Genomic DNA, 25,221 nt, shown 5'->3' with positions numbered 1-25,221 from the left:
GACATTGCGAAGTGCCTGAAACTGAATAAACCCTGAACCATTCTCAAATACTCGCAAACTTTCACGTTCGTGCTCCGAGGCAACTAATCATTAGCATCTTTTTCACGAAAAATTGATCCATGCCTGCCTAAAGTTTGGCATGCCTCGGTGAATGAAGTTTTCACACTTGACGAGGCTCTTCTTTCAGGAACAGTCACTCATCATGCTGAAGTTAAAAGCCGTGCGCCCGGAATGGGTGACGTTGTTTGCCAGCGCCTTTTTGTTGCTCGGTTTCAATCTGGTGCTTTGGCAACACCTGTTCGACATCACCGCCGCCGATGGCAAGGGCATCGCCATGCGCGTGGCGTTCGGCGTGATGATCCTTGCCGCGTTCAATATCGTGCTGACGATATTCGCGTTCCGGCCACTGCTTAAACCACTTTTGACTCTTTTGTTTTTAGTCAGCGCCGGCGTGGTTTATTTCATGAGCCAATATGGCGTCATGATTGATGCGGGCATGTTGCGCAACTTTGCCGAGACCAACGCGACGGAAGTGCGTGATCTGCTCTCGTTGAAGCTGTTCGCTTATATTCTCTTGCTGGGTGTTTTGCCGTGTTTGTTGTTGTGGAAAGTACCGGTCAATTATCGGCGCTGGCATCGCGAGTTGTTCAGCAAGGTTATTGTCAGTGTTGCCTCGGCGGCGGTAATCGGTGTTGTGGCATTGGCCAACTATCAAGGTTTGTCGTCGCTGTTTCGCAATCACCACGAAATTCGCCTGATGCTGGTGCCGAGCAATTACATCGGCGCATCCATTGGTTATCTGCAAGAGCAAGTTGTCTCGGCGCAGCAGCCGTTCATCAAGATCGGCGAAGATGCCCAGCGCAATCCCGACTTGCGGCTACAGCCACGTAAATCCCTCACCGTGCTGGTGGTGGGGGAAAGTGCGCGGGCGCAGAACTTCGGCATTCTCGGTTACGACCGAGACACCACCCCGCAACTGGACAAAGAGGCCGGGCTGATCGCTTTCACTGATGTGCATTCCTGCGGCACGGAAACGGCTGTCTCGGTACCGTGCATGTTCTCCAACATGGGCCGCAAGGATTACAACGCCAGCAAGGCCAGGAATGAAGAGGGCTTGCTCGATGTGCTCAAGCGCGCCGGCATTGATGTGATCTGGCGCGATAACCAGTCCGGCTGCAAAGGCACTTGCGACCGCATCACGGTGCAGGATGTCAGCAAGTTGCAAGACCCGGCGTTGTGCGCCAACAGCGAATGTCGCGATGAAATCCTCCTGCAAGGGCTGCAAAGTTTTATCGATCACTTGGACAAGGACACCGTGCTGGTTCTGCACCAGATGGGCAGTCACGGCCCGGACTACTTCAAGCGGTATCCCAAGGAGTACGAACACTTCACTCCGGTCTGTGAAAGTAACGCGCTGAACAATTGCAGCCGCGAAAGTATCGTAAACGGTTACGACAACACCTTGGTCTACACCGACCATGTGCTGGCAAGCCTGATCGATGTGCTGCGCAGCAATCAGGACAAAGTCGACACCGCCATGCTCTATCTGTCGGACCACGGCGAATCGCTGGGCGAGTACAACCTGTTTCTGCACGGCACGCCTTATATGCTGGCGCCCGAGCAACAGAAGCATGTAGCGATGCTGGCGTGGTTCTCTGACAGCTATCAGAAGGCCTATTCGGTCGACACCCATTGCCTGCAACTGAGCCGGGACAAGCCGCTGAGCCAGGACAATCTGTTCCACTCGATGCTCGGCCTGCTGGAAGTGCGCAGCAGCGTCTATCAACCTGCCTTGGACATGTTTGCCGGCTGTCGTGGCGCGGTGATCGACGGCGTGTTGGCCAAGCAGTGAAGCGTTTCCTGCCCGTCGCGCCAATGCGACGGGCCTTTCTGTTTCTGCTGTCAGACTATTCTTGCTGACAGGCAAGACATTTCCTTACAGCTCTTGCCCTTCAAAGGCGCGTAAATCGTCGGTGGCGATATATACTGCGCGCCATTCTTCAAGGGAGAGCCGTGTGGCTATCGATATTCACTGGATTCGCGACAACGAAAGCCTCGCGCAGTTTTGCGCCGAGTGGCAGCAGCTGCCGTTCGTTGCCCTCGACACCGAATTCATGCGGGTCGACACCTTCTATCCGATTGCCGGCCTGTTGCAGATCGGCGACGGCAAACGCGCCTACCTGATCGATCCGCTGACCATCAACGCCTGGCAACCTCTGGCAGCGTTGCTGGAAAACCCGGCGGTGCTCAAAGTCCTGCACGCCTGCAGCGAAGACCTCGAAGTGCTGTTGCGCCTGACCGGCAGCCTGCCGTCGCCGTTGTTCGACACGCAACTGGCCGCCGCTTACCTGAACCTCGGTTTTTCGATGGGCTATTCGCGACTGGTGCAGGAAGTGCTCGGCATCGACCTGCCCAAGGGCGAGACCCGTTCCGACTGGTTGCAGCGTCCGCTGTCCGAAACCCAGATCAGCTATGCCGCCGAAGATGCCGTGCATCTGGCCGAGGTGTTCGTCGAGTTGCGGCCCAAGCTGTCCGACGACAAGTTCGCCTGGGTGCTGGAGGATGGCGCCGAACTGGTCGCCAACCTGCGCCGCGAAACTGATCCTTACGAGGTGTATCGCGAGGCGAAACTGGCGTGGAAGTTGTCCCGTGCACAACTCGCCGTGCTGCGTGAGCTGTGCGCCTGGCGCGAAAAAGAAGCCCGCGCCCGCGACCTGCCGCGCAACCGCATCGTCCGTGAACACTCGCTGTGGCCCCTGGCCCGCACGCAGCCGGATAACCTCGCGGCGCTGGGCAAGATCGAAGACATGCACCCGCGTACCGTACGTCAGGACGGTCAGTTTCTGCTTGATCTGATCAAGCGCTCTGGCAGTGTGGGGCCAGATCAATGGCCGCCGGCAGTGCCGGAGCCGTTGCCGATCGAAGCCGCTGCGCTGATCAAACAACTGCGCGCGCTGGGTCAGGCCGAGGCCGAACGCCTGGGTATTGCCCCGGAACTGATGCTGCGCAAGAAAACCCTCGAAGCCCTGGTCAAAAGCGGCTTCCCCGAGGGGCCTTACCAATTGCCCGATTCGCTGCGTGGCTGGCGCCGCGAATTGCTCGGCCAGAAGCTGCTCGACAGCCTGGCCACCGCCGGAGAACAGCCTTGAAACGTATTTGCTCCATCTACCAAAGCTCCAAGCGCAGCGGCATGTATCTCTACGTGCTCAAGAGCGATGCTCTCGAGCGCGTGCCGGAAGCGCTGATGACGGCTTTTGGCAAAGCGAAGCACTCCTTCGATCTGGTGCTGTCGCCCGAGCGCAAGCTGGCCAGCGAAGACATCACCGTGGTTCTGGAAAACCTCGACAAGCAGGGCTATCACCTGCAAATGCCACCGGCCGAGGACGAGTACATCGAGCACTTGCCCGAAGAGTTGCTGCGACGCAACGACCCGGTCTGACCCGCGAGGCCCTGTTCTGGGCCTCGGTTAACCCTGGAACTGTTTTTACCGCGATGGCCGGCCCGACCCCGGCGGCTGTCTGCACGGTTTGCTAAAGGTTTGAAGATGCGCGTTCTGATTGCCGAACACGACTACGCGATATACGCCCGCCTGCTGCGTCAGGCGCTGCCCGAGCTTGAAATCCTGACCAGCGGCGACTCCGCCGAACTGGCGCGTCAGGCCGCCGATTGCCCGGTGTGGCTGGGCCAGCCGGATCTGCTCGCGACCCTGCTGCGCCAGGGCCATCAACCGCAATGGCTGCAATCGACCTGGGCCGGCATTACGCCGCTGCTGGCCGACGGCTTGCGCCGCGATTATCGCCTGACTCGCGCCGTGGGGATTTTCGGTCAGGTCATGGCCGAATACGTCCTGACCTACATCCTCGGCCACGAACGCGAAGTGCTGGCGCGGCTGGTCAGCCAGGTCGAGCGCAAGTGGGACAACCGCAGCGGCCAGAGTCTGGTCGGGCGCAAGGTGCTGATCGTCGGCACCGGAGACATCGGCCAGAGCGTTGCGCAGTTTCTGCGGCCGTTCGGCGTCGAGCTATACGGCATCGCCAGCAGCGCCCGCGAACAGGCGCCGTTTGTCGAAGTCGGCGCGCTGGCGGATCTGCCGCGACTGGTGGGCGAGGTGGACTACGTGGTCAATCTGCTGCCGAACACCGAACACACCCACGATATCTACGACGCGGCGCTGTTCAAGCAATTCAAGCCGACCGGATTGTTCATCAACGCCGGGCGTGGTGTCGCAGTGGTCGATGCCGATCTGGTAGAAGCCTTGAAGGAAGGGCATCTGGCCGGCGCGGTGATCGACGTTTGCCGTCAGGAGCCATTGCCGCAACGTCACCCGTTCTGGACCGCATGGGGCTTGCTGCTGACCGGGCACAGCTCGGCACCGACCTCGCCGGCGCTGATGGTGGATTTGTTTGTGCAGAACCTGAAAGCGTATGAGGCAGGTGAGATGTTGCGTGGGGAAGTGGATTTCACCCGCGGATATTGAGGTGTCATCAAAAGATCGCAGCCTTCGGCAGCTCCTTGTATCTCGACTAACGCTCCGTCAGGAGCGATAGTTCTCGACTGATCATCGAGGGAGGGACTTGGAAGCCGCGCAGCTCCTTAGGCTTTTTGCCTGTGACGTAGATCGTGCTCCAGCCCTCCACACTCACTCGTACAGTTCGCACGGTATCTTGGGCCCGCCTGCGGCGAGAGCCCGCATTCGCAAGGTTGGACAGAGTGACGTGATGATCGCAACAGGGAACAAGTGGAGAAACGATCATGTCCGGTTTCGTTGGCGTCGACATCGCAAAGAACACCTTTGATATCGCTACACACCAGCCCAACGGCAAGCACAAAACCAAGGCCAAGCTGGCCAACGATCCAAAGGGCTTTAAAGAGTTTGAGGCGTGGCTAGAAAAAAACGCCGAGCGTTCGGCCCTGATCGTGATGGAAGCCACCAGCGTCTACCACTTGGAGCTCGCGGAATTCGTTTACAACAAAGGCTTCCGGGTCTGCGTCGTGAACCCGGCTACGACCAAAGCGTACGCTGACAGCGAACTGCGCCGCATCAAGACCGATAAAAGCGATGCCAAACTGATCGCCGACTTTGCCCGGGAAAAGGATCAAAAACTTCACCCATGGGCGCCTGAGCCGCTGAAATACCGCCAGTTAAAAGCAATGGTGCGCCGCCTGGATGACCTTCAGGAAATGGAACAAATGGAGCTTAATCGTCTGGACGTTTCCGACGAAAAGGTCAAAGACTCGATCAACTCCGTTCTGCGCCATATCGAAAAAGAGATCGTAGAAACGCATAAGGCGATCAAAAAACACATCGATGACGACCCGGATATGCGTCAGATGCGGGATCTCATCGTAACCATCGACGGCATCGGACAAAAAACGCTTGAACGATTGCTCGCCGAACTGGGTGACCTGCGCAAATACAGTGATCCTCGCCAACTGGTCGCTGCCGCAGGGCTCAATCCAAAGCTGCAGGAATCAGGAAAGCTCAAAGGTCACACCCTGATCTCAAGAGTAGGGTCAGCACGGCTGCGTGCAGGCCTTTACATGCCTGGCATGGTGGCGCTGAAACACAATAAGGCGATCAAGGCGATGAAAGAACGCCTGGAAGCCAATGGCAAGGCCCCCAAGCAGATCATCTGCGCAGCAATGCGCAAGCTGCTGCACTTCATTTACGGAGTGCTCAAGTCAGGACTGCCATATGACCCGAAACTTGCGCTTGCCCGGTGAGGCTCAAGACGGTATCTACAGGGGAATGCATTCCAGATGTAGAAGCTGCCGAAGGCTGCGATCTTTCGCTTTTCAGAGAGAGGGTGAAATCGCCTTCAGCCACCAGATCGCTCAAGGGCGGCGCGAGGCAATAGAACCATTGGGCGGCGCTGGTGCGGACAAGCGGATTTACCGGCAGTCGCCAGCGCTTGGCCCCCACGCCCGCTGGCACTAGACTGGCGGCCTTTTCACCACCTTGATGTTGATGCTTGAGCCATGGCCGCCATAGTCGAACCGTTCTGGAAACGCAAAACCCTCGATCAACTCGATCACGAGGAATGGGAATCGCTGTGCGACGGCTGCGGTCTGTGCTGCCTGCAAAAGCTCGAGGACGAAGAAGACAACAGCGTCTATTACACGCGCATCGCCTGCAAACTGCTGGATCTGAAAACCTGCCAGTGCAGCGATTATCCGAACCGGATCAAGTTTGTCCCTGACTGCATTCAACTCACGCCGGGTCAGGCGGAAGAATTCAAGTGGCTGCCGCCGACCTGTGGTTATCGTCTGGTCAGCGAGGGCAAGGATCTGCCGTTGTGGCATCACCTGGTGTGTGGCGACCGCGACGCGGTGCATCATGAGCGGATATCCCAGTCCGGGCGCATGCTCGCCGAAGGCAGCGTGCCGGAGGATGACTGGGAAGATCATCTGATTTTTCGCGCGGGTTGATGAGGTGGTGAGTTGTTGAACCCGTAAAGATCAAAAGATCGCAGCCTTCGGCAGCTCCTACAATGGAAAACGTGATTCCGTGTAGGAGCTGCCGCAGGCTGCGATCTTTTGCTTTAAAGCCTCAGACGCCGGCCTTCGGCGAGGTCAGCGAATCATTGCCGGTCACAGTGGCTGTTTCAGTAGCCACTTCGGCATTGGTCTTCAGCTTGCTCAGCTCTTCCCCGGCGCGTTCGATCTTCGCCCGCACATTGCTCATGTCCTGACGGCCTTTTTCCAGCAGACTTTTCGCCGAGCAGTGCCCGGTAATGCCACGGGCCACGGCCATGCCGCCGATTGCCACTTGCAGCAGGCCGAATACGCCGCCACGGCGCAGGCCCTTGCCGACCATCAGCACGCCGCCGGTCAACGAGCCGACGCGCTCCCAGCCATGCACATTCTTGTGCGAAGGCGACTGGAACGGGGTGGATTCGATGCGTTCTACGCGTTTGAGCTCGCTCATGATCTATCTCCAGGCAGGGTGCGATTGATAGATAAGCTGACTGCCATGGCGGTCAGCTTGTTCCATCGAATGTGCGACGCTTCAGCGGAATTTCGGCCCGGAGCGCGTGTTCAGGCCCTTGGCCATGCGGTCGTAGAGCACGACGTTGACCGTGGCGGCGAGATTCATGCAGCCGGTGGTCGGGATGTACACGACGTCTTCGCACCAGTCGCGAATCTCTTTATCCAGCGAGCCGTCTTCCGGGCCGAAGATGTACAGGGCGCGGTCGGGGTGGGTGTATTCCGGCAGCGGCCGTGCGCCTTCGACCAGCTCTACCGCGACGGGCACGCAGTTGAGCGGAAGGATTTTTTCAGGTCGTCGATGCCGATCAACGGGATGTCGTAGTGCACGCGCTTGGTGTCGGTGACGAAATCGGCCGCGCGTTCATAACGCTTGCCGGTGTAGAACACCGACGCCACGCCGTAACAGCCTGCGGCGCGCATCACCGAGCCGACGTTCTCCGGTGATTTGGGGTTATACAAACCAATGCAGCTGTACCGTTTGTCTGCCACGAGCGGGGTGCCTTCGGGAAAAAGAGGGCGATTATACGGGGATTGGGGGAGGGCGGGCAGATTCGAGATTTGTGGTGCCTGGCCGGCCGCCTTCGCGAGCAGGCTCGCTCCCACAGGGGAACGCATTTCAACTGTGGGAGCGAGCCTGCTCGCGAAAGGGCCAGCTCAGGCGATGAAGATCTTCAATCTTCTTTTTCATCAGGCCAGCCAGGGCCGCAAACGGGTTATGCGTGGCCTTGGCGATCTTCGGTGTGCTCAGCGAGCCCTCGCCGAAATACTGCTGATCGGTGTAACGCGAGTGCTCGTTGTCGTGGCAATACAGGCACAACAGCTCCCAGTTCGAGCCGTCCTGCGGGTTGTTGTCGTGGTTGTGGTCGCGGTGATGCACGGTCAGTTCGCTCAGGCGCTTGCCGGAAAACTCACGGGCGCAGCGGCCGCAGACGTGCGGGTACATTTTCAGGGCCTTGTCGCGGTAGCCCATTTCCTTGTCGCGCTGGTTGTCGGCGAGGATGCGGTCCAGCTTCGACGTGTTGGTGGGGGTGGACGAACTCATGGGTTCACCTTTGCAGAAAGACTGATGACGGTTATGTGCAGAGTTTAGCTCAGCCCTTGAGCTTCTCGGCAATCCAGATCGTGTGACGGGTGCCCTTGTTGCCGTGGGCGAAGACCTGGACTTCTTCGGCCTTGAAACCGGCCTTCTTCAATTTGTCGGAAAACTGTCGGTCGGCGCTGGCCGACCATACCGCGAGCACACCTTTGGGGCGCAGCGCCTTGGCGCAGGCATTCAGACCTGCGGCGGAATACAGCCAGCTGTTGGCCTTTTGAGTCAGGCCTTCGGGGCCGTTGTCGACGTCAAGCATGATCGCATCGAAACCGTTCGGCTCGCTTTGCAGCACGTTGGCCACATCTTCCTGACGGATCACCGTGCGCGGGTCGAGCAATGGCCTACCGGATTTCTCCCCGAGCGGACCGTGATTCCACTCGACCACGCCGGGCACCAGCTCAGCGACCACCACTTCGGCGGACTTGCCCAGATGCTTGAGTGCCGAGGCGAGGGTGAAACCCATACCCAGGCCACCGATCAACACCCGCGAATTCGACCGGCCGGCGACCTTGCGGCAGGGAATTTCTGCCAGTGCGTCCTCGGAACCGTGCATGCGCGTGTTCATCAACTGTCCGCCGTCGCCGCCCTGGATCTTGATGACGAAATCCTCGCCATACTCGAACAGGCACAGGGCACCGCCGTTTTCAGGGATCGGGGTGGTGTCGAGCAGAACGAAACGTTTCATGGGAATCTCTAAAGGGGGAAGGCAAGCAGGCGCGTTGGGAGTAGCCTGAGCACAGACTAAAGGCCAAACGGAGCCCTTGATGAAGCGCACCATTCTAACGGTCATTACCCTGGCCGCGCTCGCGATTACTGCAGTGCAGGCCCAGCAGAGCGTTCCGGTCAGCCCGACGCCGCAGCCCGGCTCGCCCGGCACCGCGACGCCGACACCGTATCCGCAGATCACCCCGATCACCCTGCCCAAGTCGGGCGCCGGTAGCGGCAGCCCGCCACTGGTGCCGATCGAAATGCCCAGCCCGCCGAGCAAGGATCAACCGGTGCCGGGCATCGAGCCGAACGGCAACAAGGTCAAATCCCCCGGCGGTTAAACCTGTTGCGCGGCGAGTTGGCCGTCGGCCATGCGCAGGCGTTTGGACAGCGAGACGGCGAGGGCGCGGATGATCTTCGCGGCGATTTTCGGTGCGTCGTTGAGCATTTTCTCCAGCGAGTCCTTGCCCAGATTGAGCAACTGACAATTGCTCGCCGCGATGCAGGTAGCCGAGCGGCGCTCGCCATCGAGCACGGCCATTTCACCGAAGGCCCGGCCGCTGCGCAGGGTGGCCATGGTGATGACCTGGCCGTCAGCGCCGGTTTTCTGCACGGCGACCTGGCCGGTGTGAATGATGCACATGAAACTGCCGGCATCGCCCTCGCGAAAAATCGCCTCGCCTTCAGCCACGGTGCTGATGCTGAAATAGCCGGAAGCGGCCGCGAAGTCGGCCAGCTGCAATTGATCGAACAGGCCACAGTCCATCAGCCAGTCGCGGATCTCGTTGTTCAGAAAGGTCGGTTCAGACATGTCGATGCGGTCTTTTTGTTATCACATTTCAAGGCTATACACGGATCCCGTAGGAATGGGCTTTTGTGGCGAGGGGATTTATCCCCGCTCGGCTGCGCAGCAGTCGCAAATCCTGCCAACTCGGTGCTTCAGGAATACTGAGTTTGCAGGGTTTGGGGCCGCTTCGCAGCCCAACGGGGATAAATCCCCTCGCCACAAGGGTCTGCTGTTAAGACCCAAGCCACCCACAGAGTTCCTCAGGCAATCTGCAAAACCTTGAACACAAATGCATATTCGAGCGCTACGTCACGTAATCCCTGATAGCGCCCGCTCATGCCGCCATGCCCGGCACCCAGTTCGGTCTTGAGCAGCAGCACATTGTCGTCGGTCTTGGTAGCGCGCAATTTTGCTACCCACTTGGCCGCTTCCCAGTACTGCACGCGGCTGTCGTTGTAGCCGGCGATCACCAGCAGTGGCGGATAAGCTTGCGCGGTGACGTTTTCGTACGGTGCGTAAGCCTTGATCCGATCATAGACGTCCGGTTCTTCCGGGTTGCCCCACTCGTCGTATTCGGTGACGGTCAGCGGCAGATCGGGGTCGAGCATGGTGTTGAGCACGTCGACGAACGGCACTTCGGCAATCGCCACGCCGAACAGGTCCGGGCGCTGGTTGAGCACCGCGCCGATCAGCAGGCCACCGGCGCTGCCGCCGCTGATCGCCAGTTTTTCCGCCGTGGTGATGCCGTTGAGGATCAGAAACTCAGCGCAAGCGATGAAGTCGCTGAAGGTGTTGTGTTTGTGTTCCTGCTTGCCGGCGCGATACCAGGCTTCGCCCAGCTCGCCGCCGCCGCGTACGTGGGCAATGGCGAAGGCCATGCCGCGATCGAGCAGACTCAGGCGGGCGTGGGAAAACCACGGATCGAGGCTGGAGCCGTAAGCGCCATAACCATACAGATACAGCGGCACCGGTTTACCGACCATCTCGCGCTTCATCACCAGACTGATCGGTACCTGCGTGCCGTCCGGGGCGGTCGCCCACAGGCGTTGGCTGACATAGGCGTCGGCATCAAATCGGCCGAGTACCGGGGTTTCCTTGAGCACCGTTTGTTCGCCGCTGGCAAGAATCAACTGGCGCACCTGGGCCGGGCGATTCAACGCTTCGTAGCGCAGGCGAATGCGGTCGCTCTCGAATTCCAGGCTGTTTTGCACGTGGAGGCTGTAGGCCGCATCGGGCAATTGCACGCGATACGGCGCCGAGCCCTGCGGGTGAACCTCGATGATCGGCAGGCCACCTTCGCGCAGACTCAAAGTCATCGCCTCGGTGTTGAGGCTGACACCGTCGAGCATCACTTCTTCGTTGTGCGGGATCAGGTTCTGCCAGTCGGCCTCGCTCGGCGGTACGCCGGTGTCCGGAGCCTGATACAGGGCAAAGTTGATGCCGTCGCGGTTGGTACGGATAAACCATGTCCAGACGCCATCGAGCAGGCCGTGGTCGACGTCGTATTCGTGATCTTCGACCCTTGGCGCCAGGCAGCTGAATGGCAGATGCGGCTGATTGGCGTCCAGCGCCCAGACTTCACTGGTGGTCTTGCTGCCCAGCGACAGCAGCAATTGCTGTTCGGAGCTGGCGCGGTAGCAATGCAGGAAGAAACGCCCGTCCGGCTCGTGAAAAACCTCTTCGGCGGCAGTGCCATCGAGACGATAGCGAAACAGTTTATGCGGGCGATGGGTGTCGTCGAGCACACCGAAAAACAGGGTCAGGCTGTCGTTGGCCCAGGTCATGCTGCCGTCGCAGTCCTCGAATTCCAGTTCGCTGACCTTGTCGTTGGACAGCTCCTTGACGAACAGCGTGTAGATCTCGTCGCCCGAGGTATCGACGCTGTAGGCCAGGCGCTGGTGATCGGGGCTGATGCTGAAAGCACCGAGCGAGAAGAAACCGCCGTTGGCCAGCGCATTCGGGTCGAGCAACAGTTGCTCGCGGCTTTCATCGAGGGTCAGGCTGTCGTCCGCCGGGCGCGGGCAGCGGTAGTGCCGGGCATATTCGTCACCGGCGGTGGTGCGCGTGTAATAAAGGTAGGGGCCCCAGGGCGAGGGCAGGGACAGATCAGTCTCGAGAATCCGCCCCTTGATCTCGTTGAACAGGCTTTCACGCAGCTCGGCCTGATCGGCGGTTTGCGCTTCCTGATAAGCGTTTTCAGCCTTGAGGTAGTCGAGCACCGCGTCGGTATCGCGTTCCTGCAGCCAGGCATACGGGTCGGCGCCGGGCGCCCGGTGGGCAATCGGGGCAGTCATGACATTGGCGGATTGGGGCATGGAAGGCTCTCGGACAATATTCGGAATTGGGTTGTTCGCAGGTCTTGAAAGCGCCGCAGCCCGTGTGGGAGCGAGCCTGCTCGCGAAAGCGGTGTGTCAGGCAACGCTGTTGCAACTGACAGTCCGTATTCGCGAGCAGGCTCGCTCCCACAGGGGCGGCTGCTGGCCGTCTGGTATTGGGACAAGCCGCATGGGCGAAAAGTCGTTACTATAAGCGCCTATTTGCCTGCCTTGCCATGGACACCATGACCGAGAACGACTATCTGATCGCCTGGGGCCTTTACGCCTTTGCCGCCGTGGGCTGCCTGCTGGTATGGATGCGCCTGACCACCTGGATGTGGCGCTGGCTGCGCGAGCCGCTGCGTGTGCTGATGGCGGTGTTGCTGTTCAGCCCGACCATCGTCGATCCGGTGAAAGCCAAAGTTGCACCGGCCATCGCCATCACCGCCCTGGACATGCTGTTCAAGGTCGGCAACAACGCCTGGCGCGCGGTTTCCGATCTGTTCATGTACGGCATGATCGCCTTCGGGGTGTATCTGGTTTTCGTTTTGATCCGCCTGCCGATCGAGCGTGCCTCGGCAGCACGGCGTGAACGCGCCGAGGCCGCCAAGGCTGCGGCCCGTGCCGAAGAGCGCGACGATGATCAACCGTTCGGCGGCGCCGGTGACGACCGCTACGGTCGCCCGCCAGTACCGAACAATCCGCAGCGCATGCGGGTCGAGCCGCGTCTGTAACCCGAGAGTCCGCACATGTGTGAATTACTGGGCATGAGTGCCAACGTGCCGACCGACATCGTGTTCAGCTTCACCGGCCTGATGCAACGCGGCGGCCGTACCGGCCCGCACCGCGACGGCTGGGGCATTGCCTTCTACGAAGGGCGGGGCCTGCGGCTGTTTCAGGACCCGGCAGCGAGCAGCGAGTCGGAAGTTGCCAACCTGGTGCAGCGTTATCCGATCAAGAGCGAAGTGGTCATCGGCCATATTCGCCAGGCCAACGTCGGCAAGGTCTGCCTGTCCAACACCCACCCGTTCGTCCGCGAACTGTGGGGGCGCAACTGGTGTTTCGCGCACAACGGCCAGCTCGCCGACTTCACTGCGATCAAGAGTTTCTACCGACCGGTCGGCGATACCGACAGCGAAGCGGCGTTCTGCGATTTGCTCAACCGGGTACGCGCAGCCTTCCCCGAGCCGGTCGATATCGAAGTGCTGCTGCCGGATCTGGTCGCAGCGTGCGCCGAATATCGCAGCAAAGGCGTGTTCAATTGCCTGCTCAGCGACGGTGACTGGCTGTTCTGTTACTGCTCGACCAAACTCGCCCAGATCACCCGCCGCGCCCCGTTCGGCCCGGCGCGGCTCAAGGATGTCGATGTGATCGTCGACTTCCAGGCCGAAACCACGCCCAACGACGTGGTCACGGTGATTGCCACCGAGCCTTTGACCGAAAACGAAACCTGGACCCGTTACGAACCGGGCCAATGGAGCCTGTGGCGACGCGGCGAATGCGTCAGCCAGGGCAAGACCGAATAAGGATTTGCATCCATGTTGCTCAGTTATCTACGGCTGGTGTTGTTTGCGGCGGGCCTGTTGATCGGTGTCCAGGTGCCGGGGTTCATCAACGATTACGCCCAGCGTGTCGAAGCGCACCTGATCGAAGCGCAGACCGGTCTGCGTGGTTTCCAGGGCACGGCGGATCAGTTTTTCAAAGGCGATATGCAGGCGCTGGTCGCGCATTACCGGGCCAGCGAAGACCCGATTTTCCGCAGCGATGCCGACAGCCTGAACACTTTGCTCACTCGCCAGGTCGCGCTGGACAAGCAATTCCAGGCGATGCAAGGGCCGTGGTATGTGCGCTTCCTGCAAGTGGTCCTGGCCGCCGATCCGGATATTCGCAAGGAAACCTGGAACGGCTACAGCTACCAGATTTTGCTGACGCCAGAGGCAATGATCTGGGGCATGAGCGGCGCATTGCTGCTGTCGTTCGGCATCGAATGCCTGTTCCGCCTGATCGACTGGGTCGTCCTCGGCGGCCGCCGCCTGCGCCAGAGCCGACCGATCGAAGATCGCGATGTGCGCGGTTTGTAAGACTTGCACAATCCCCTCTGGCAAGAGAGGCCTTATGGCATGGGGGATTCTGTGGTGAGTGGGCTCTGGGGTGAGTGGGTTCTGTGGTGAATGAGTTCTGTGGCGAGTGGGTTCTGTGGTGAATGAGTTCTGTGGCGAGGGGATTTATCCCCGTTGGGCTGCGCAGCAGCCCCAAAACCTGCACTGAAAGACCGCGTTGGCCGCAATCACGACTGCTGCGCAGCCGAGCGGGGATAAATCCCCTCGCCACGTAATCATTCAGTAAGGGTGATGTAGTCCTTGCCGACCTTGTGCGCATACCCCGCCAGGACCTGCTGACACAACGTCACGATCTCCTCGACCCACTCAACCCCGACCCGCCACGACACCACCACCGGCAGATTCGCTGGTCGCTGCTCGATGTCGAGCAAGATCAATTCGCCGCGCGCCAGCTCTTCGGCCACCAGCACCGGCGGCAGCGCGCCGATACCAAAGCCGTCACGCAATAACCGGGTGATCGCCGACACCGAATTTACGCAATTCAAACGTGGCGCCAGCACGCCGTTGGCGTGCATCAGGGCGACGATATCCTGATGCGGCCGTGAGTTTTTCGAGTAGGTGATGATCCGCTCCTGCGCCAGTTCGGCGAGGTCGGCGTAGTCGCGGTTGTAGATCGAATTGCTCGCGACAATCCAGCCCAGCGGATGGCTGGCCAGCTCCAGGCTGCGCACGCTTTCGTGGCGGATCAGATCGGTTTGCAACACCAGATCAAGGAAGCCTTTTTGCAGTTGATCGCAGAGGTTCAGCGCGGTATCCGCGACCAATTCGATTTCCACCCGTGGGTACAGATCGGTCATCTGCGCCACCAGCGGGCTCAGCCAGGTATGGATCACTGTGTCCATCACGCCGATACGCACCCGGCCGACCTTGCTCGAACGGGTCTCGATCGACTGCTTCAGCGCCGCCATGGTGTCGAGCATCTGCTCGGCATAGTCGAGCACTTTCAGGCCTTCCGGGGTCAGGCTGACGCCGCGTGAGTCGCGCAAAAACAGCTTTACGCCCAGCTCGCCTTCGAGCACTGCGATGCGGCTGGAAATCGATGCCTGGGTGGTGAACAGCTTGTCAGCGGTCAGGCGAAAACTCTTCAGGCGCGCGACCCAGACAAAGGTCTCGAGAAACTTCAGATTCATGGACAAGGCTCGAGTGACAAATTTTTCTTATGCCTAAGGCGGGTTTTTATTCGTTGGACGGCGCAGGGCAGGGCGACGAAAAATCGGCGCATCCGGTTCCCACGATAGGCGTCGTCGGAGCTTCGAACAAGACCAATAAAAGCCCTGCGGAGATTTGCCATGAGTGCTCCCGATACCCTCCCTTTATCCAAGCCTGCGGCGCGCCCCGGGCCTTTCGACTGGTATCGCAACATCAACCAGCAGGAGCGCCGCACGTTCTGGAGCTGCAAGATCGGTTACGGCCTGGATGGCATGGACACGCAGATGCTCAGCTTCGTTGTGCCGACGCTGATCGCGATGTGGGGCATCACTACGGGCGAAGCGGGGCTGATTCACACCAGCACCTTGATCGCTTCGGCGATCGGCGGTTGGGTCGCCGGGATCCTCTCCGACCGCATCGGCCGCGTGCGCACCCTGCAACTGACGGTGCTGTGGTTCGCCTTCTTCACCTTCCTCTGCGGCTTCGCGCAAAACTACGAACAATTGTTGATCGCCCGCACCCTGATGGGCTTCGGTTTCGGCGGTGAATGGACCGCTGGCGCAGTGTTGATCGGTGAAGTGATCCGCGCCAAGGATCGCGGCAAAGCGGTGGGCATGGTGCAATCCGGCTGGGCGCTGGGTTGGGGCCTGACGGCGATTCTGTACGCGCTGCTGTTTTCGGTGTTGCCAGCGGAAGATGCCTGGCGCGCGCTGTTCATCCTTGGCATCGTGCCGGCGATATTCGTGATTTTTGTCCGTCGCCTGGTGAAAGATCCGGAGATATATCGCGAAGCCAAAGCCGCGCAAACTCCGGAAAACCCGGCGAAGTTCTACGAGATCTTCGCACCGGGAATGCTCTTCACCACGTTTCGCGCTTCTTTGCTGACCACCGGTGCGCTGGGCGGCTACTACGCGATCACCTCCTGGCTGCCGACCTTCCTCAAAAACGAGCGCGGTTTGAGCGTGCTCGGCACCGGTGGTTATCTGGCGATGGTGATCGTCGGTTCTTACGTCGGCTATGTGATCAGCGCTTATCTGACCGACCTGCTGGGGCGGAAAAAGAACTTCATTTTGTTTGCCGTCGGCTCGTTCACCATCGTTCTGCTCTACACGCAGATGCCGGTCAGCAATGGCGTGATGCTGTGGCTGGGCTTTCCGCTGGGCTTCTTCGCCTCGGGGATTTTCAGCGGCATGGGCGCGTTTCTCACCGAATTGTTCCCTACGCGGATTCGCGGCTCGGGCCAGGGTTTCTGCTACAACATCGGCCGCGCACTGGCGGCGTTGTTCCCGCTGTTGATCGGCCTGCTCAGCCAGAAAGTGCCATTGAGCATGGGCATCGGCGCCTTCGCGGCGGTCTCCTATGGCGTGGTGATTCTGGCGGCGCTGAGCCTGCCGGAAACCCGTGGCAAGCAACTCGACGCGCAGTAACTGATACCCTGCGCAGAAGTCTCCTACAGATAAAAAGACCAGCAGCTACAGGAGTGTTCACCGTGAGCCGCCTGCTATTGAATTGCGACATTGGCGAGAGCTTCGGCAGCTGGACCATGGGTCTGGACGCCGAAGTCATGCCCTTCATCGATTGCGCCAACGTTGCCTGTGGTTTCCATGCCGGCGACCCGAGCATCATGCGCAAAACCGTGGCGCTGGCGCTCGAGCACGGCGTGCAGATTGGCGCGCACCCGGCCTATCAGGATCTGGTCGGATTCGGCCGGCGCTCCATGGCGTATTCCGCGCAAGAGCTGCAAGACATCCTGCATTACCAGATCGGTGCCCTCGACGGCATCTGCAAGGCGCAGGGCGGGCGCGTGAGCTACGTCAAACCCCACGGCGCGATGTACAACGACATGATGGCCAACCCTGCGCAATTGCGTGCGGTGGTGCAGGCCGTGGCCGCTTATGATCGCAATCTGCCGCTGATGTTGATGGCGACCCGAGACAACGCTGCGGCGCAGCAAATTGGCGATGAATACGGCGTAACGCTGTGGTTTGAAGCATTCGCCGACCGTGCCTACGACAGCGCCGGCCGGCTGGTCTCCCGGCAACTGCCGGGCGCCGTGCATCACGATGCCGAAAAAATCATCGAGCAAGCGCTGACCATTGCCGATGGCGGCGCGCTCACCGCCAGCGATGGCAGCGCTTTGAACCTGCGCGCCAATACCTTGTGCGTCCACGGCGACAACGCCAGTTCCGTGGCCGCGGTGCAGCGCATTCGCCAAGCCTTGCAGCAGTCGAGTGCGTCATGAACCCACGGATTGAAGTGGTGGCGCTCGACTGCCTGATGTTGCGTCTGTTCGATGAAATCGCCGAAGCCAACATGCCGTGGATGCTCGCCGCGAGCGAGCGTTTGCGCACGGCGTTTGGTGCACAGTTGATCGATCTGGTGCCGTCCTATACGACGTTGATGGTGCATTACGACCTGACGCTGTTGAGTCCTGCTCAGGCGCGTGACTTGATCGCCGAAGCGCTGGTCGACTTGGCGCCGAATGCGCGCCGTGCCGGGCAGTGTCACGTCTTGCCGGTCTGGTACGACTTGAGTGTCGGCCCGGAACTGAGCCTGCTGGCTGAACGCAGCGGTCTCGCGGTGGAGGAGGTGATTCGTCGCCACAGCGCACGGGAATATCAGGTGTTCGCGTTGGGCTTTTCGCCGGGTTTTGCCTTCATGGGCCTGGTCGAAGAAATGCTCGCCGCGCCGCGCTTGAACACACCGCGCAAGAAAGTCGCCGCTGGCAGCGTCGGTATCGCCGAGCGGCAGACCGCTGCCTATCCGGTGGTCTCGCCCGGTGGCTGGAACCTGATCGGGCGCACCCCGGCGCAACTGTTTGATCGCCATCGCGACGGCTACAGCCTGATGCAGCCCGGCGACACGGTGCGCTTCGAAGCGGTCGACCACGCCGAATTCATACGCTTGGGCGGCGATGACACACCACTGGAGGCGTTGGCATGAGTCGATTGACGATCGAAGCCAGCACACCGCTGTGCCTGTTGCAGGATGCCGGGCGGTTTGGCGTGCGGCATCTGGGCGTGACCCAGGGCGGCGCGGCGGATTGGTGTTCGATGAGCTGGGCCAATTGGCTGCTCGGCAATGAGCTGGATGCAGCAGTGGTTGAAATCTCTCTCGGCGGGTTTGCTGTTGTGGCTGAAGAGGATTGCCTGCTGGCGCTGGCGGGAGCGGATCTCGGCGCGCAGATCGACGGCCAGCCGCTGGCGCCGTGGCGCAGTTTCAAATTGGCGAAAGGCCAGACATTGCGATTTACCCAGCCGTTGCTTGGCGCTAGAGCTTATCTGGCGGCCCCCGGTGGGTTTACTGCGCCTAAGGTGCTGGGCAGCAGTGCCACGGTGGTGCGCGAAGAATTGGGCGGGCTTGATGGCATGGGCCTTCCGCTCGCCAAAGGGGCGGTGCTCGGTTACAGCGGCGAAGCGTTGGCAGTACGGGAAATGCCTTCGGCGCTGCGGCCGGATTTCAAAACGCACGCGCCTTTGGACTTGGTGCTCGGCGCACAGATCGGCCAGTTCAGCGGGCAGAGCCTGTTCGATGTCTTCAACAGCGCCTGGACCATCGACAGTCGCGCCGACCGCATGGGCATCCGCCTGCTCGGCGCGCCGCTGCAATATCAGGGCGCGCCGATGATTTCAGAGGGCATTCCCTTGGGCGCTGTGCAGGTACCGCCCGATGGCCAACCGATCGTGTTGCTCAATGATCGCCAGACCATTGGCGGATACCCGCGCCTGGGCGCGTTGACGCCGCTGGCGCTGGCCAGGCTGGCGCAATGTCTGCCGGGAGCGAAGGTGAGATTGAGGCCGGTAGTGCAGGACGTCGCGCACCGCGAGCATGTCGAGTATTTGCAGCGCTTTAAAGATCGCTAAAAGCTTCGCGAGCAGGCTCGCTCCCACAGGTAAAAGCATTCCAATGTGGGAGCGAGCCTGCTCGCGAAGGCGTTCGTCGAGTTAACGATTATTTGGAAAGAAACCGCATCCCTTCTTCAAGCCCGCGCAGCGTCAGCGGATACATCTGATCCTCGATCAGATCGCGGACGATGTTGGTCGACGAGGTATAGCCCCAGGTGTCCTTCGGATACGGGTTGATCCAGATGAGCTTCTTGTATTTTTCCATGAAGCGCTGCATCCACACGTAACCCGGCTCTTCGTTCCAGTGCTCGACGCTGCCACCGGCCTGGGTGATTTCATAAGGCGCCATGGCGGCGTCACCGATAAAGATCACTTTGTAGTCGGCGCCGTATTTATGCAGCAGATCCTGGGTCGAGGTGCGTTCGGAAGTGCGGCGCATGTTGTTCTTCCACACTGATTCATAAATGAAGTTGTGGAAGTAGAAATACTCAAGATGCTTGAACTCGGTCTTGCAGGCCGAGAACAATTCCTCGCAGATCTTCACGTGCGCATCCATCGAACCGCCGATGTCGAACAACAGCAGCAGCTTCACCGTGTTGCGCCGTTCGGGGCGCATCTGGATGTTCAGCAGGCCGGCATCCTTGGCGGTGTGGTCGATGGTGCCGTCGATGTCGAGCTCTTCCGCCGCACCCTGACGGGCGAACTTGCGCAGACGACGCAGGGCGACCTTGATGTTGCGCGTGCCCAGTTCCACCGAATCGTCGAGGTTCTTGTACTCGCGCTGATCCCAGACCTTGACCGCTTTGCCCTGACGCTTGCCGGCATCGCCAACGCGGATGCCTTCCGGGTTGAAACCGCCGGAACCGAACGGGCTGGTGCCGCCGGTGCCGATCCATTTGTTGCCGCCGGCGTGACGTTCCTTCTGTTCTTCCAGACGCCTCTTGAATTCCTCGATGAGCTTGTCCAGCCCGCCAAGGGACTGGATCTGCGCGCGTTCTTCGTCGCTCAGCGAACGCTCGAATTCCTTGCGCAGCCAGTCTTCGGGAATCAGCGCCTGCAAGTGATCGTCGAGTTTCTCCAGGCCATTGAAGTAGGCACCGAACGCGCGGTCGAACTTGTCGAAATGGCGCTCGTCCTTCACCAGAATCGCCCGCGACAAATAATAGAACTCGTCCATGTCGGCGAAGGTCACGCGCTGTTTCAGCGCGTTGATCAGGTCGAGCAGCTCGCGTACCGACACCGGTACCTTGGCTGCACGCATTTCGTTGAACAGGTTGAGCAACATGGCAGCAGCCTCTTAGCGGGTGCCGCGCCGGCTCATGAACGCCAGGCGCTCAAGCAGTTGCACGTCCTGTTCGTTCTTCACCAAGGCACCGGCCAGTGGCGGGATCGCTTTGGTCGGATCGCGTTCGCGCAATACCGCTTCGCCGATGTTGTCGGCCATCAGCAGCTTCAGCCAGTCGACCAGTTCGGAGGTCGACGGCTTCTTCTTCAGGCCCGGCACCTTGCGCACATCGAAGAACACGTCCAGCGCTTCGCTGACCAGATCCTTCTTGATGTCGGGATAGTGCACGTCGACGATTTTTTGCAGGGTGGTGCGGTCGGGGAAGGCGATGTAGTGGAAGAAGCAGCGGCGCAGGAAGGCGTCCGGCAGCTCTTTCTCGTTGTTGGAGGTAATGATGATGATCGGGCGCTTCTTCGCCTTGATGGTTTCGTCGATCTCGTAAACGTAGAACTCCATCTTGTCGAGTTCTTGCAGCAGGTCGTTGGGGAACTCGATGTCGGCCTTGTCGATTTCGTCGATCAGCAGAATCACCCGCTCCTCGGACTCAAAGGCTTCCCAGAGCTTGCCCTTCTTCAGGTAATTGCGCACGTCATGGACTTTTTCATTGCCCAGCTGCGAGTCGCGCAAACGGCTGACCGCGTCGTACTCGTACAGACCCTGATGGGCCTTGGTGGTGGACTTGATGTGCCAGGTGATCAGCTTGGCCCCGAACGACTCGGCCAGTTGCTCGGCGAGCATGGTCTTGCCGGTGCCCGGCTCACCCTTGACCAGCAGCGGCCGTTCCAGGGTGATGGCGGCGTTGACCGCCAGCTTCAGGTCATCGGTGGCGACGTAGGCCTGGGTGCCTTCGAACTTCATCTGCAAATCCTCGAACGGTAACGCTGACCTTGCGGGCAGGGCGGGGCGAATAATCGGATGCCCGACTATAACGCGCACGCCGGTCGACTGTGAACGCAGACGGCTTATTCAGTCTCTGAATGGAGCGTCACATGTTGACTCAGTCTCGGCGGATGGCCAGTATTCCGGTATCGCCGATTTGGCGATAGCCTTTCTTACTCGGTTAGTAAAAAGGGCAGAAAATCGATGTTACCCATGAAACGGCCGCGTCTGCGATCTGCGCACGTCCTGTCGGATTTCAGGTTGGCGCTGACATTTATCAATGGTCAGGAACTGACAGTTGATTTGGGGATGGATATTCATACTTATCCAGGTCTGCGGCCACTGCTTGATCGCGAAGTCTTTGCGACTGCCGTAGTCGGGGACGAGGGGTGGATCGTTGAATGGGTTGATCCCGACGTACAGATCGGTGCAGACACCTTGTATATGGATGCGCTAGCGCAAAATGCCCAGGATGAGAACACGCGCATTTTTATCGATTGGCGCGCCCGTACCGGACTTTCTCTCAATGATGCGGCCGAAGCGCTCGGTGTGAGCGCTCGCAGCATCAGCCGTTACAGCAATGGGCGTGAAGCAGTGCCACGTTCTTTGGCGTTGGCCTGTCTGGGCTGGGATTCGCTGCAACAGCGTTCATCGATAGCGGCCGAAGACACAGGTCGATATGTCGTCAACCGCAAAAATTAACCCTCATCCGGCTTCGGCCGCTCATATCGCGCATTGAATGCCTGGATGAAGCCATTGCGCAAAATCTGCAAAAACGCTTCGAAGGCGTTGACGTTCTGCTGGTGAACATTGCCGCTGAGTTCGACGCGAGTGGCGAACTGGTTTTTGTTCTGGTTTTTCAGCACGGTCTCGGTGCCGCCGACCAGCGCTTCCCAGATTGAGCGGAACAGGCCTTTGTTCTTGTTCTCGACGTCCTGCTGCCAGTTGAAAACGTCGACGTCGCGCAGCAGGGGTTTGATGTAGCCGGTGAGTCGGGCTTTCTCCGCTTTCGCTTCGATAACCACGTCGCCGTGGCCGGCGTTGAAGTCGAACTTGCCGTAGGCGGCGGCGAAGTCGTTCATGCGTTTGAGCTCGATGTCGCGAGCGCGCAGACGGAATTCAAAGTCTTCGAAGTTGCTCAGCGGATCGAAGGTGGCGGTGGTTTCCAATGGCGCGTGGCCCAGCAGCAAGGCCTTGCCTTCAAAGCGGGCGTCGCGTTTGCCTTCCTTGTCGACCACATTGGTCAGGTTGTAGATGCTGGCGTTGACGTTGCTGGCATTCATGTTCACCGGCGGCTTGGAATTGAAGTTGCGGAAGGTGATACGGCCGTCGTTGATCTGCACTTCATCGAGGGTGATCGGCAGCAGCTTGCCCAATTGTTCACGCCAGTCGGTGCCCTGACCGGTTTGCGAGTTCTGCTTGTTGGGGCCACCGTCGACGAAGTTGATTTCGGGATTGAGGAATTGCACCTGCGCGACCACGGCATGGTCGTACCACAGCGAATGCCAGCTCACCGACAGGTCGATCAACGGCGCATCGACGAACGGCACCGGGACCTTGCCGTCGACCTTGACGATTTTCAGGCCGTTGATTTTGTACGCACCACGCCACAGCGCGAGGTCGACGTCGGTGATCTGGCCACGGTAATCGCCCATGTCCGCGAGCTTGTCATTGAGGTAGTCGCGTACCAGATAGGGCAGGGCGAAATGCAGGGCGACCAGCAGCACCACGACACCCGCCAGGGTCCAGAGCGGCCAGCTGTAACGACGTTTCATGCCATTGTTCCTTCAAGAGTGTGGCTTGACGATTCAATGCGATTGACTCCGCGCGTTTGCAGACGTTCGACCCGACTGGACTGTGATCGGCAACGGGCTTACCTTGGAAGGCTGAATTCAACGCTGCATAAGGACCCAGCCATGAGCCGTATTTACGCTGACAACGCCCACTCCATCGGTAATACGCCGCTGGTCCAGATCAACCGCATCGCGCCGCGCGGGGTTACGATTCTGGCCAAGATCGAGGGGCGCAATCCCGGTTACTCGGTCAAATGCCGAATCGGCGCCAACATGATCTGGGACGCCGAAGGCAACGGCAAACTCAAGCCGGGCATGACCATTGTCGAGCCGACTTCCGGTAACACCGGTATCGGTCTGGCCTTTGTCGCCGCTGCGCGGGGCTACAAGTTGATGCTGACCATGCCGGCATCGATGAGCATCGAGCGCCGCAAGGTTCTTAAAGCCTTGGGCGCGGAACTGGTGTTGACCGAGCCGGCCAAGGGCATGAAAGGCGCCATCGAGAAAGCTGCGGAAATCGTCGCCAGCGATACCGATAAATATTTCATGCCGGCGCAATTCGATAATCCGGCCAACCCGGCGATTCACGAAAAGACCACCGGCCCGGAAATCTGGAACGACACCGACGGCGCCGTGGATGTGCTGGTGGCTGGCGTAGGTACCGGCGGAACCATTACTGGTGTCTCGCGGTATATCAAGAACACCGCCGGTAAACCGATTCTGTCCGTGGCTGTCGAGCCCGCTTCTTCGCCGGTGATTACGCAGGCGTTGGCCGGCGCCGAGATCAAGCCGAGCCCGCACAAGATTCAGGGCATTGGCGCCGGTTTTGTGCCGAAGAACCTTGATCTGTCGATGGTCGATCGTGTCGAACAGGTGACCGATGAAGAATCCAAGGCCATGGCTCTGCGCCTGATGCAGGAAGAGGGGATTTTGTGCGGCATCTCCTGCGGTGCTGCCATGGCGGTGGCGGTGCGTCTGGCGGAGAAACCAGAGATGCAGGGTAAAACCATCGTCGTGGTGCTGCCGGATTCGGGTGAGCGTTACCTGTCGAGCATGCTGTTCAGTGACCTGTTTACCGAGCAGGAGAACCAGCAGTAATCCGGTTGATTCAGGTCAGCCGAGGTTCAGGTGCTGCATGTTAATAAAGGCTTTGTTGCGTAATGCTTAACACTGAATCTTGTGTCAGGCGGGTTTTTCCCGGAGCCGGTAGTGTTTATCATGGCCGGCTGCCATGCCGGGTAAAGGGCATTGCGCAGCGTTGTCTTTATTCAAGGAGTTGTTGATGACCGTTTCGTTTGCCGCCAAGGCGTTTGTGCTGTTGCTGTTTCTGGGCAGCACGCTCTATGTGCATTTGCGCGGCAAGGCGCGTTTGCCGGTATTGCGCCAGTTCGTCAACCACTCCGCGCTGTTCGCGCCCTACAACGCTTTGATGTACCTGTTCTCCGCAGTGCCATCCAGACCGTATCTGGATCGCAGCAAGTTTCCGGAACTGGATGTTCTGCGCGACAACTGGGAAACCATCCGCGACGAAGCCATGCACCTGTTCGACGAAGGCTACATTCGCGCTGCCGAAAAGAATAACGATGCCGGTTTCGGTTCGTTTTTCAAGAAAGGCTGGAAGCGTTTCTATCTGAAGTGGTACGACAAACCGTTGCCATCGGCCGAAGCCCTGTGCCCGAAAACCGTGGCGCTGGTCAGCGCCATTCCCAACGTCAAGGGCGCGATGTTTGCGCTGCTGCCGGGCGGCAGTCACCTCAACCCGCACCGCGATCCGTTCGCCGGCTCGCTGCGCTATCACCTCGGTTTGTCGACGCCCAACTCCGATGATTGCCGGATCTTCGTCGACGGTCAGGTCTATGCCTGGCGCGACGGCGATGACGTGATGTTCGACGAGACCTACGTGCACTGGGTCAAGAATGAAACCGCTCAGACTCGAGTGATTCTGTTCTGTGACATCGAACGTCCGCTGAGCAACCGCCTGATGACCCGGATCAACCGCTTCATCAGCGGCTGGCTCGGCCGCGCCACCGCGCCGCAGAATCTCGATGACGAGCGCGTTGGCGGCATCAACCAGGCTTATGCCTGGAGCAAGAACTTCAGCGACCGTTTCAGCGGCGTGGTCAAGCAGTGGAAGCGCCGCCATCCCAAGGCCTACAGGGTAATGCGCCCGGTGCTGGCGGTGCTGGTGCTGACGTTGCTGGGGTACTGGTTGTTTGGTTGAGGCTGGATCAGACAATAGAAAACCGCTCTTTGGGAG

General features: G+C 59.7%; 26 protein-coding genes and 1 pseudogene. 17 read left to right on the top strand and 10 right to left on the bottom strand.

Annotation, left to right across the window (positions count from 1 at the left end):
• Window positions 1-202: 202 nt before the first annotated feature.
• The 6 genes from ACZZ0K_RS17100 (at window position 203) to ACZZ0K_RS17075 (ending at window position 6,429) form a co-directional block, all read left to right on the top strand.
• On the top strand, window positions 203-1,852 hold the full coding sequence (locus ACZZ0K_RS17100) for a phosphoethanolamine transferase (protein WP_463559227.1): 1,650 nt from the start codon (window positions 203-205) through the stop codon (window positions 1,850-1,852).
• A 163-nt stretch (window positions 1,853-2,015) separates the two neighbouring features.
• The gene (rnd, locus tag ACZZ0K_RS17095) at window positions 2,016-3,149 is read left to right on the top strand and encodes a ribonuclease D (RefSeq protein ID WP_041478851.1); all 1,134 of its coding nucleotides are present in this window, start codon (window positions 2,016-2,018) and stop codon (window positions 3,147-3,149) included.
• Complete coding sequence (locus ACZZ0K_RS17090) at window positions 3,146-3,439, top strand: YcgL domain-containing protein (protein WP_041478850.1); 294 nt, start codon at window positions 3,146-3,148, stop codon at window positions 3,437-3,439. The genes rnd and ACZZ0K_RS17090 overlap by 4 nt, the downstream gene beginning before the upstream one ends.
• A 105-nt stretch (window positions 3,440-3,544) precedes the next feature.
• Window positions 3,545-4,477, top strand: a complete 933-nt coding sequence (locus ACZZ0K_RS17085; RefSeq protein WP_463559226.1) for a D-2-hydroxyacid dehydrogenase — start codon at window positions 3,545-3,547, stop codon at window positions 4,475-4,477.
• A 275-nt stretch (window positions 4,478-4,752) separates the two neighbouring features.
• Entirely contained in the window at window positions 4,753-5,724 is a 972-nt protein-coding gene (locus ACZZ0K_RS17080; RefSeq protein WP_252867835.1) for an IS110 family RNA-guided transposase, read from the top strand.
• Between the two features lie 255 nt (window positions 5,725-5,979).
• Entirely contained in the window at window positions 5,980-6,429 is a 450-nt protein-coding gene (locus ACZZ0K_RS17075) for a YcgN family cysteine cluster protein (RefSeq protein ID WP_016771232.1), read from the top strand.
• A gap of 121 nt (window positions 6,430-6,550) precedes the next feature.
• On the opposite strand, the gene ACZZ0K_RS17070 is transcribed toward ACZZ0K_RS17075, so the two are convergent.
• The 4 genes and pseudogenes from ACZZ0K_RS17070 to ACZZ0K_RS17055 form a co-directional block, all read right to left on the bottom strand.
• Window positions 6,551-6,928 carry a YgaP family membrane protein gene (locus tag ACZZ0K_RS17070; protein WP_252883338.1) on the bottom strand — a complete coding sequence of 126 codons (378 nt, stop codon included), beginning with the start codon at window positions 6,926-6,928 and terminating at the stop codon, window positions 6,551-6,553.
• Between the two features lie 81 nt (window positions 6,929-7,009).
• Window positions 7,010-7,479 (bottom strand): annotated as a pseudogene (locus tag ACZZ0K_RS17065) (RNA methyltransferase).
• 127 nt (window positions 7,480-7,606) lie between these two features.
• A complete protein-coding gene (locus ACZZ0K_RS17060) occupies window positions 7,607-8,032 on the bottom strand; it encodes a YajD family HNH nuclease (protein WP_447121763.1) in 426 nt (141 codons plus the stop codon).
• 49 nt (window positions 8,033-8,081) lie between these two features.
• Window positions 8,082-8,768, bottom strand: a complete 687-nt coding sequence (locus ACZZ0K_RS17055; RefSeq protein ID WP_252877655.1) for a spermidine synthase — start codon at window positions 8,766-8,768, stop codon at window positions 8,082-8,084.
• 79 nt (window positions 8,769-8,847) lie between these two features.
• On the opposite strand from ACZZ0K_RS17055, the gene ACZZ0K_RS17050 reads away from it, so the two are divergent.
• Window positions 8,848-9,132 (top strand): hypothetical protein, encoded by a 285-nt coding sequence (locus ACZZ0K_RS17050; RefSeq protein WP_016771228.1) that lies wholly within the window; start codon window positions 8,848-8,850, stop codon window positions 9,130-9,132.
• Here ACZZ0K_RS17050 and ACZZ0K_RS17045 read toward each other — a convergent pair.
• Window positions 9,129-9,602: a cyclic nucleotide-binding domain-containing protein gene (locus ACZZ0K_RS17045; protein WP_016771227.1), complete on the bottom strand. Its 474-nt coding sequence runs from the start codon at window positions 9,600-9,602 to the stop codon at window positions 9,129-9,131. The genes ACZZ0K_RS17050 and ACZZ0K_RS17045 overlap by 4 nt on opposite strands.
• Window positions 9,603-9,838: 236 nt before the next feature.
• Window positions 9,839-11,893: a S9 family peptidase gene (locus ACZZ0K_RS17040; RefSeq protein ID WP_258707741.1), complete on the bottom strand. Its 2,055-nt coding sequence runs from the start codon at window positions 11,891-11,893 to the stop codon at window positions 9,839-9,841.
• A 236-nt stretch (window positions 11,894-12,129) separates the two neighbouring features.
• Here ACZZ0K_RS17040 and ACZZ0K_RS17035 point away from each other — a divergent pair, with 236 nt between their 5' ends.
• Genes ACZZ0K_RS17035 through ACZZ0K_RS17025 form a run of 3 tightly spaced genes read left to right on the top strand, consistent with a single transcriptional unit; the run spans window position 12,130 to window position 13,974 of the window.
• The gene (locus ACZZ0K_RS17035; RefSeq protein WP_041478845.1) at window positions 12,130-12,627 is read left to right on the top strand and encodes a hypothetical protein; all 498 of its coding nucleotides are present in this window, start codon (window positions 12,130-12,132) and stop codon (window positions 12,625-12,627) included.
• Window positions 12,628-12,642: 15 nt separating this feature from the next.
• Window positions 12,643-13,419 (top strand): class II glutamine amidotransferase, encoded by a 777-nt coding sequence (locus ACZZ0K_RS17030; protein WP_041478844.1) that lies wholly within the window; start codon window positions 12,643-12,645, stop codon window positions 13,417-13,419.
• A 12-nt stretch (window positions 13,420-13,431) separates the two neighbouring features.
• Window positions 13,432-13,974 carry a DUF2937 family protein gene (locus ACZZ0K_RS17025; RefSeq protein ID WP_016771223.1) on the top strand — a complete coding sequence of 181 codons (543 nt, stop codon included), beginning with the start codon at window positions 13,432-13,434 and terminating at the stop codon, window positions 13,972-13,974.
• 254 nt (window positions 13,975-14,228) lie between these two features.
• On the opposite strand, the gene ACZZ0K_RS17020 is transcribed toward ACZZ0K_RS17025, so the two are convergent.
• Window positions 14,229-15,143: a LysR family transcriptional regulator gene (locus ACZZ0K_RS17020; protein WP_258707742.1), complete on the bottom strand. Its 915-nt coding sequence runs from the start codon at window positions 15,141-15,143 to the stop codon at window positions 14,229-14,231.
• Window positions 15,144-15,302: 159 nt separating this feature from the next.
• Between ACZZ0K_RS17020 and ACZZ0K_RS17015 the strand changes: the two genes are divergently transcribed.
• The 4 genes from ACZZ0K_RS17015 (at window position 15,303) to ACZZ0K_RS17000 (ending at window position 19,025) form a co-directional block, all read left to right on the top strand.
• Window positions 15,303-16,589, top strand: coding sequence for an MFS transporter (locus tag ACZZ0K_RS17015; protein WP_016771221.1), 1,287 nt, complete (start codon window positions 15,303-15,305; stop codon window positions 16,587-16,589).
• Between the two features lie 62 nt (window positions 16,590-16,651).
• The gene (locus ACZZ0K_RS17010; protein ID WP_463559225.1) at window positions 16,652-17,404 is read left to right on the top strand and encodes a 5-oxoprolinase subunit PxpA; all 753 of its coding nucleotides are present in this window, start codon (window positions 16,652-16,654) and stop codon (window positions 17,402-17,404) included.
• Window positions 17,401-18,105, top strand: coding sequence for a 5-oxoprolinase subunit B family protein (locus ACZZ0K_RS17005; protein WP_463559224.1), 705 nt, complete (start codon window positions 17,401-17,403; stop codon window positions 18,103-18,105). The genes ACZZ0K_RS17010 and ACZZ0K_RS17005 overlap by 4 nt, the downstream gene beginning before the upstream one ends.
• Entirely contained in the window at window positions 18,102-19,025 is a 924-nt protein-coding gene (locus ACZZ0K_RS17000; RefSeq protein ID WP_463559223.1) for a 5-oxoprolinase subunit C family protein, read from the top strand. The genes ACZZ0K_RS17005 and ACZZ0K_RS17000 overlap by 4 nt, the downstream gene beginning before the upstream one ends.
• An 88-nt stretch (window positions 19,026-19,113) precedes the next feature.
• Here the strand turns inward: ACZZ0K_RS17000 and ACZZ0K_RS16995 are convergent, their stop codons facing one another.
• Window positions 19,114-20,292 carry a vWA domain-containing protein gene (locus ACZZ0K_RS16995; protein ID WP_258707745.1) on the bottom strand — a complete coding sequence of 393 codons (1,179 nt, stop codon included), beginning with the start codon at window positions 20,290-20,292 and terminating at the stop codon, window positions 19,114-19,116.
• Window positions 20,293-20,304: 12 nt separating this feature from the next.
• Window positions 20,305-21,150 (bottom strand): AAA family ATPase, encoded by an 846-nt coding sequence (locus tag ACZZ0K_RS16990; RefSeq protein ID WP_007911294.1) that lies wholly within the window; start codon window positions 21,148-21,150, stop codon window positions 20,305-20,307.
• 225 nt (window positions 21,151-21,375) lie between these two features.
• Here ACZZ0K_RS16990 and ACZZ0K_RS16985 point away from each other — a divergent pair, with 225 nt between their 5' ends.
• Window positions 21,376-21,873 (top strand): helix-turn-helix domain-containing protein, encoded by a 498-nt coding sequence (locus tag ACZZ0K_RS16985; protein ID WP_095180658.1) that lies wholly within the window; start codon window positions 21,376-21,378, stop codon window positions 21,871-21,873.
• Here the strand turns inward: ACZZ0K_RS16985 and ACZZ0K_RS16980 are convergent.
• Window positions 21,870-22,946, bottom strand: a complete 1,077-nt coding sequence (locus ACZZ0K_RS16980) for a DUF748 domain-containing protein (RefSeq protein ID WP_056783605.1) — start codon at window positions 22,944-22,946, stop codon at window positions 21,870-21,872. The two genes, ACZZ0K_RS16985 and ACZZ0K_RS16980, sit on opposite strands and share 4 nt — an antisense overlap.
• A gap of 141 nt (window positions 22,947-23,087) precedes the next feature.
• On the opposite strand from ACZZ0K_RS16980, the gene cysK reads away from it, so the two are divergent.
• Both cysK and ACZZ0K_RS16970 read left to right on the top strand, forming a co-directional pair.
• Window positions 23,088-24,062 (top strand): cysteine synthase A, encoded by a 975-nt coding sequence (cysK, locus tag ACZZ0K_RS16975; protein WP_252885527.1) that lies wholly within the window; start codon window positions 23,088-23,090, stop codon window positions 24,060-24,062.
• Between the two features lie 184 nt (window positions 24,063-24,246).
• The gene (locus ACZZ0K_RS16970) at window positions 24,247-25,185 is read left to right on the top strand and encodes an aspartyl/asparaginyl beta-hydroxylase domain-containing protein (RefSeq protein ID WP_041478836.1); all 939 of its coding nucleotides are present in this window, start codon (window positions 24,247-24,249) and stop codon (window positions 25,183-25,185) included.
• The last annotated feature ends 36 nt before the right edge of the window (window positions 25,186-25,221 follow it).

This window comes from Pseudomonas sp. AC255 (assembly GCF_979258175.1).
Note: the sequence above shows the minus strand (reverse complement) of the source record. Positions and strands in the feature narration are given on the sequence as shown.

Bases quoted from the DNA above. Each gene is read 5' to 3' on its own strand.
- ACZZ0K_RS17100 (WP_463559227.1), top strand. From the start codon at position 203: ATGCTGAAGTTAAAAGCCGTGCGCCCGGAATGGGTGACGTTGTTTGCC.
- ACZZ0K_RS17085 (WP_463559226.1), top strand. From the start codon at position 3,545: ATGCGCGTTCTGATTGCCGAACACGACTACGCGATATACGCCCGCCTG.
- ACZZ0K_RS17080 (WP_252867835.1), top strand. From the start codon at position 4,753: ATGTCCGGTTTCGTTGGCGTCGACATCGCAAAGAACACCTTTGATATC.
- ACZZ0K_RS17075 (WP_016771232.1), top strand. From the start codon at position 5,980: ATGGCCGCCATAGTCGAACCGTTCTGGAAACGCAAAACCCTCGATCAA.
- ACZZ0K_RS17070 (WP_252883338.1), bottom strand. From the start codon at position 6,928: ATGAGCGAGCTCAAACGCGTAGAACGCATCGAATCCACCCCGTTCCAG.
- ACZZ0K_RS17060 (WP_447121763.1), bottom strand. From the start codon at position 8,032: ATGAGTTCGTCCACCCCCACCAACACGTCGAAGCTGGACCGCATCCTC.
- ACZZ0K_RS17055 (WP_252877655.1), bottom strand. From the start codon at position 8,768: ATGAAACGTTTCGTTCTGCTCGACACCACCCCGATCCCTGAAAACGGC.
- ACZZ0K_RS17050 (WP_016771228.1), top strand. From the start codon at position 8,848: ATGAAGCGCACCATTCTAACGGTCATTACCCTGGCCGCGCTCGCGATT.
- ACZZ0K_RS17045 (WP_016771227.1), bottom strand. From the start codon at position 9,602: ATGTCTGAACCGACCTTTCTGAACAACGAGATCCGCGACTGGCTGATG.
- ACZZ0K_RS17040 (WP_258707741.1), bottom strand. From the start codon at position 11,893: ATGCCCCAATCCGCCAATGTCATGACTGCCCCGATTGCCCACCGGGCG.
- ACZZ0K_RS17035 (WP_041478845.1), top strand. From the start codon at position 12,130: ATGGACACCATGACCGAGAACGACTATCTGATCGCCTGGGGCCTTTAC.
- ACZZ0K_RS17030 (WP_041478844.1), top strand. From the start codon at position 12,643: ATGTGTGAATTACTGGGCATGAGTGCCAACGTGCCGACCGACATCGTG.
- ACZZ0K_RS17025 (WP_016771223.1), top strand. From the start codon at position 13,432: ATGTTGCTCAGTTATCTACGGCTGGTGTTGTTTGCGGCGGGCCTGTTG.
- ACZZ0K_RS17020 (WP_258707742.1), bottom strand. From the start codon at position 15,143: ATGAATCTGAAGTTTCTCGAGACCTTTGTCTGGGTCGCGCGCCTGAAG.
- ACZZ0K_RS17015 (WP_016771221.1), top strand. From the start codon at position 15,303: ATGAGTGCTCCCGATACCCTCCCTTTATCCAAGCCTGCGGCGCGCCCC.
- ACZZ0K_RS17005 (WP_463559224.1), top strand. From the start codon at position 17,401: ATGAACCCACGGATTGAAGTGGTGGCGCTCGACTGCCTGATGTTGCGT.
- ACZZ0K_RS17000 (WP_463559223.1), top strand. From the start codon at position 18,102: ATGAGTCGATTGACGATCGAAGCCAGCACACCGCTGTGCCTGTTGCAG.
- ACZZ0K_RS16995 (WP_258707745.1), bottom strand. From the start codon at position 20,292: ATGTTGCTCAACCTGTTCAACGAAATGCGTGCAGCCAAGGTACCGGTG.
- ACZZ0K_RS16990 (WP_007911294.1), bottom strand. From the start codon at position 21,150: ATGAAGTTCGAAGGCACCCAGGCCTACGTCGCCACCGATGACCTGAAG.
- ACZZ0K_RS16985 (WP_095180658.1), top strand. From the start codon at position 21,376: ATGTTACCCATGAAACGGCCGCGTCTGCGATCTGCGCACGTCCTGTCG.
- ACZZ0K_RS16980 (WP_056783605.1), bottom strand. From the start codon at position 22,946: ATGAAACGTCGTTACAGCTGGCCGCTCTGGACCCTGGCGGGTGTCGTG.
- cysK (WP_252885527.1), top strand. From the start codon at position 23,088: ATGAGCCGTATTTACGCTGACAACGCCCACTCCATCGGTAATACGCCG.
- ACZZ0K_RS16970 (WP_041478836.1), top strand. From the start codon at position 24,247: ATGACCGTTTCGTTTGCCGCCAAGGCGTTTGTGCTGTTGCTGTTTCTG.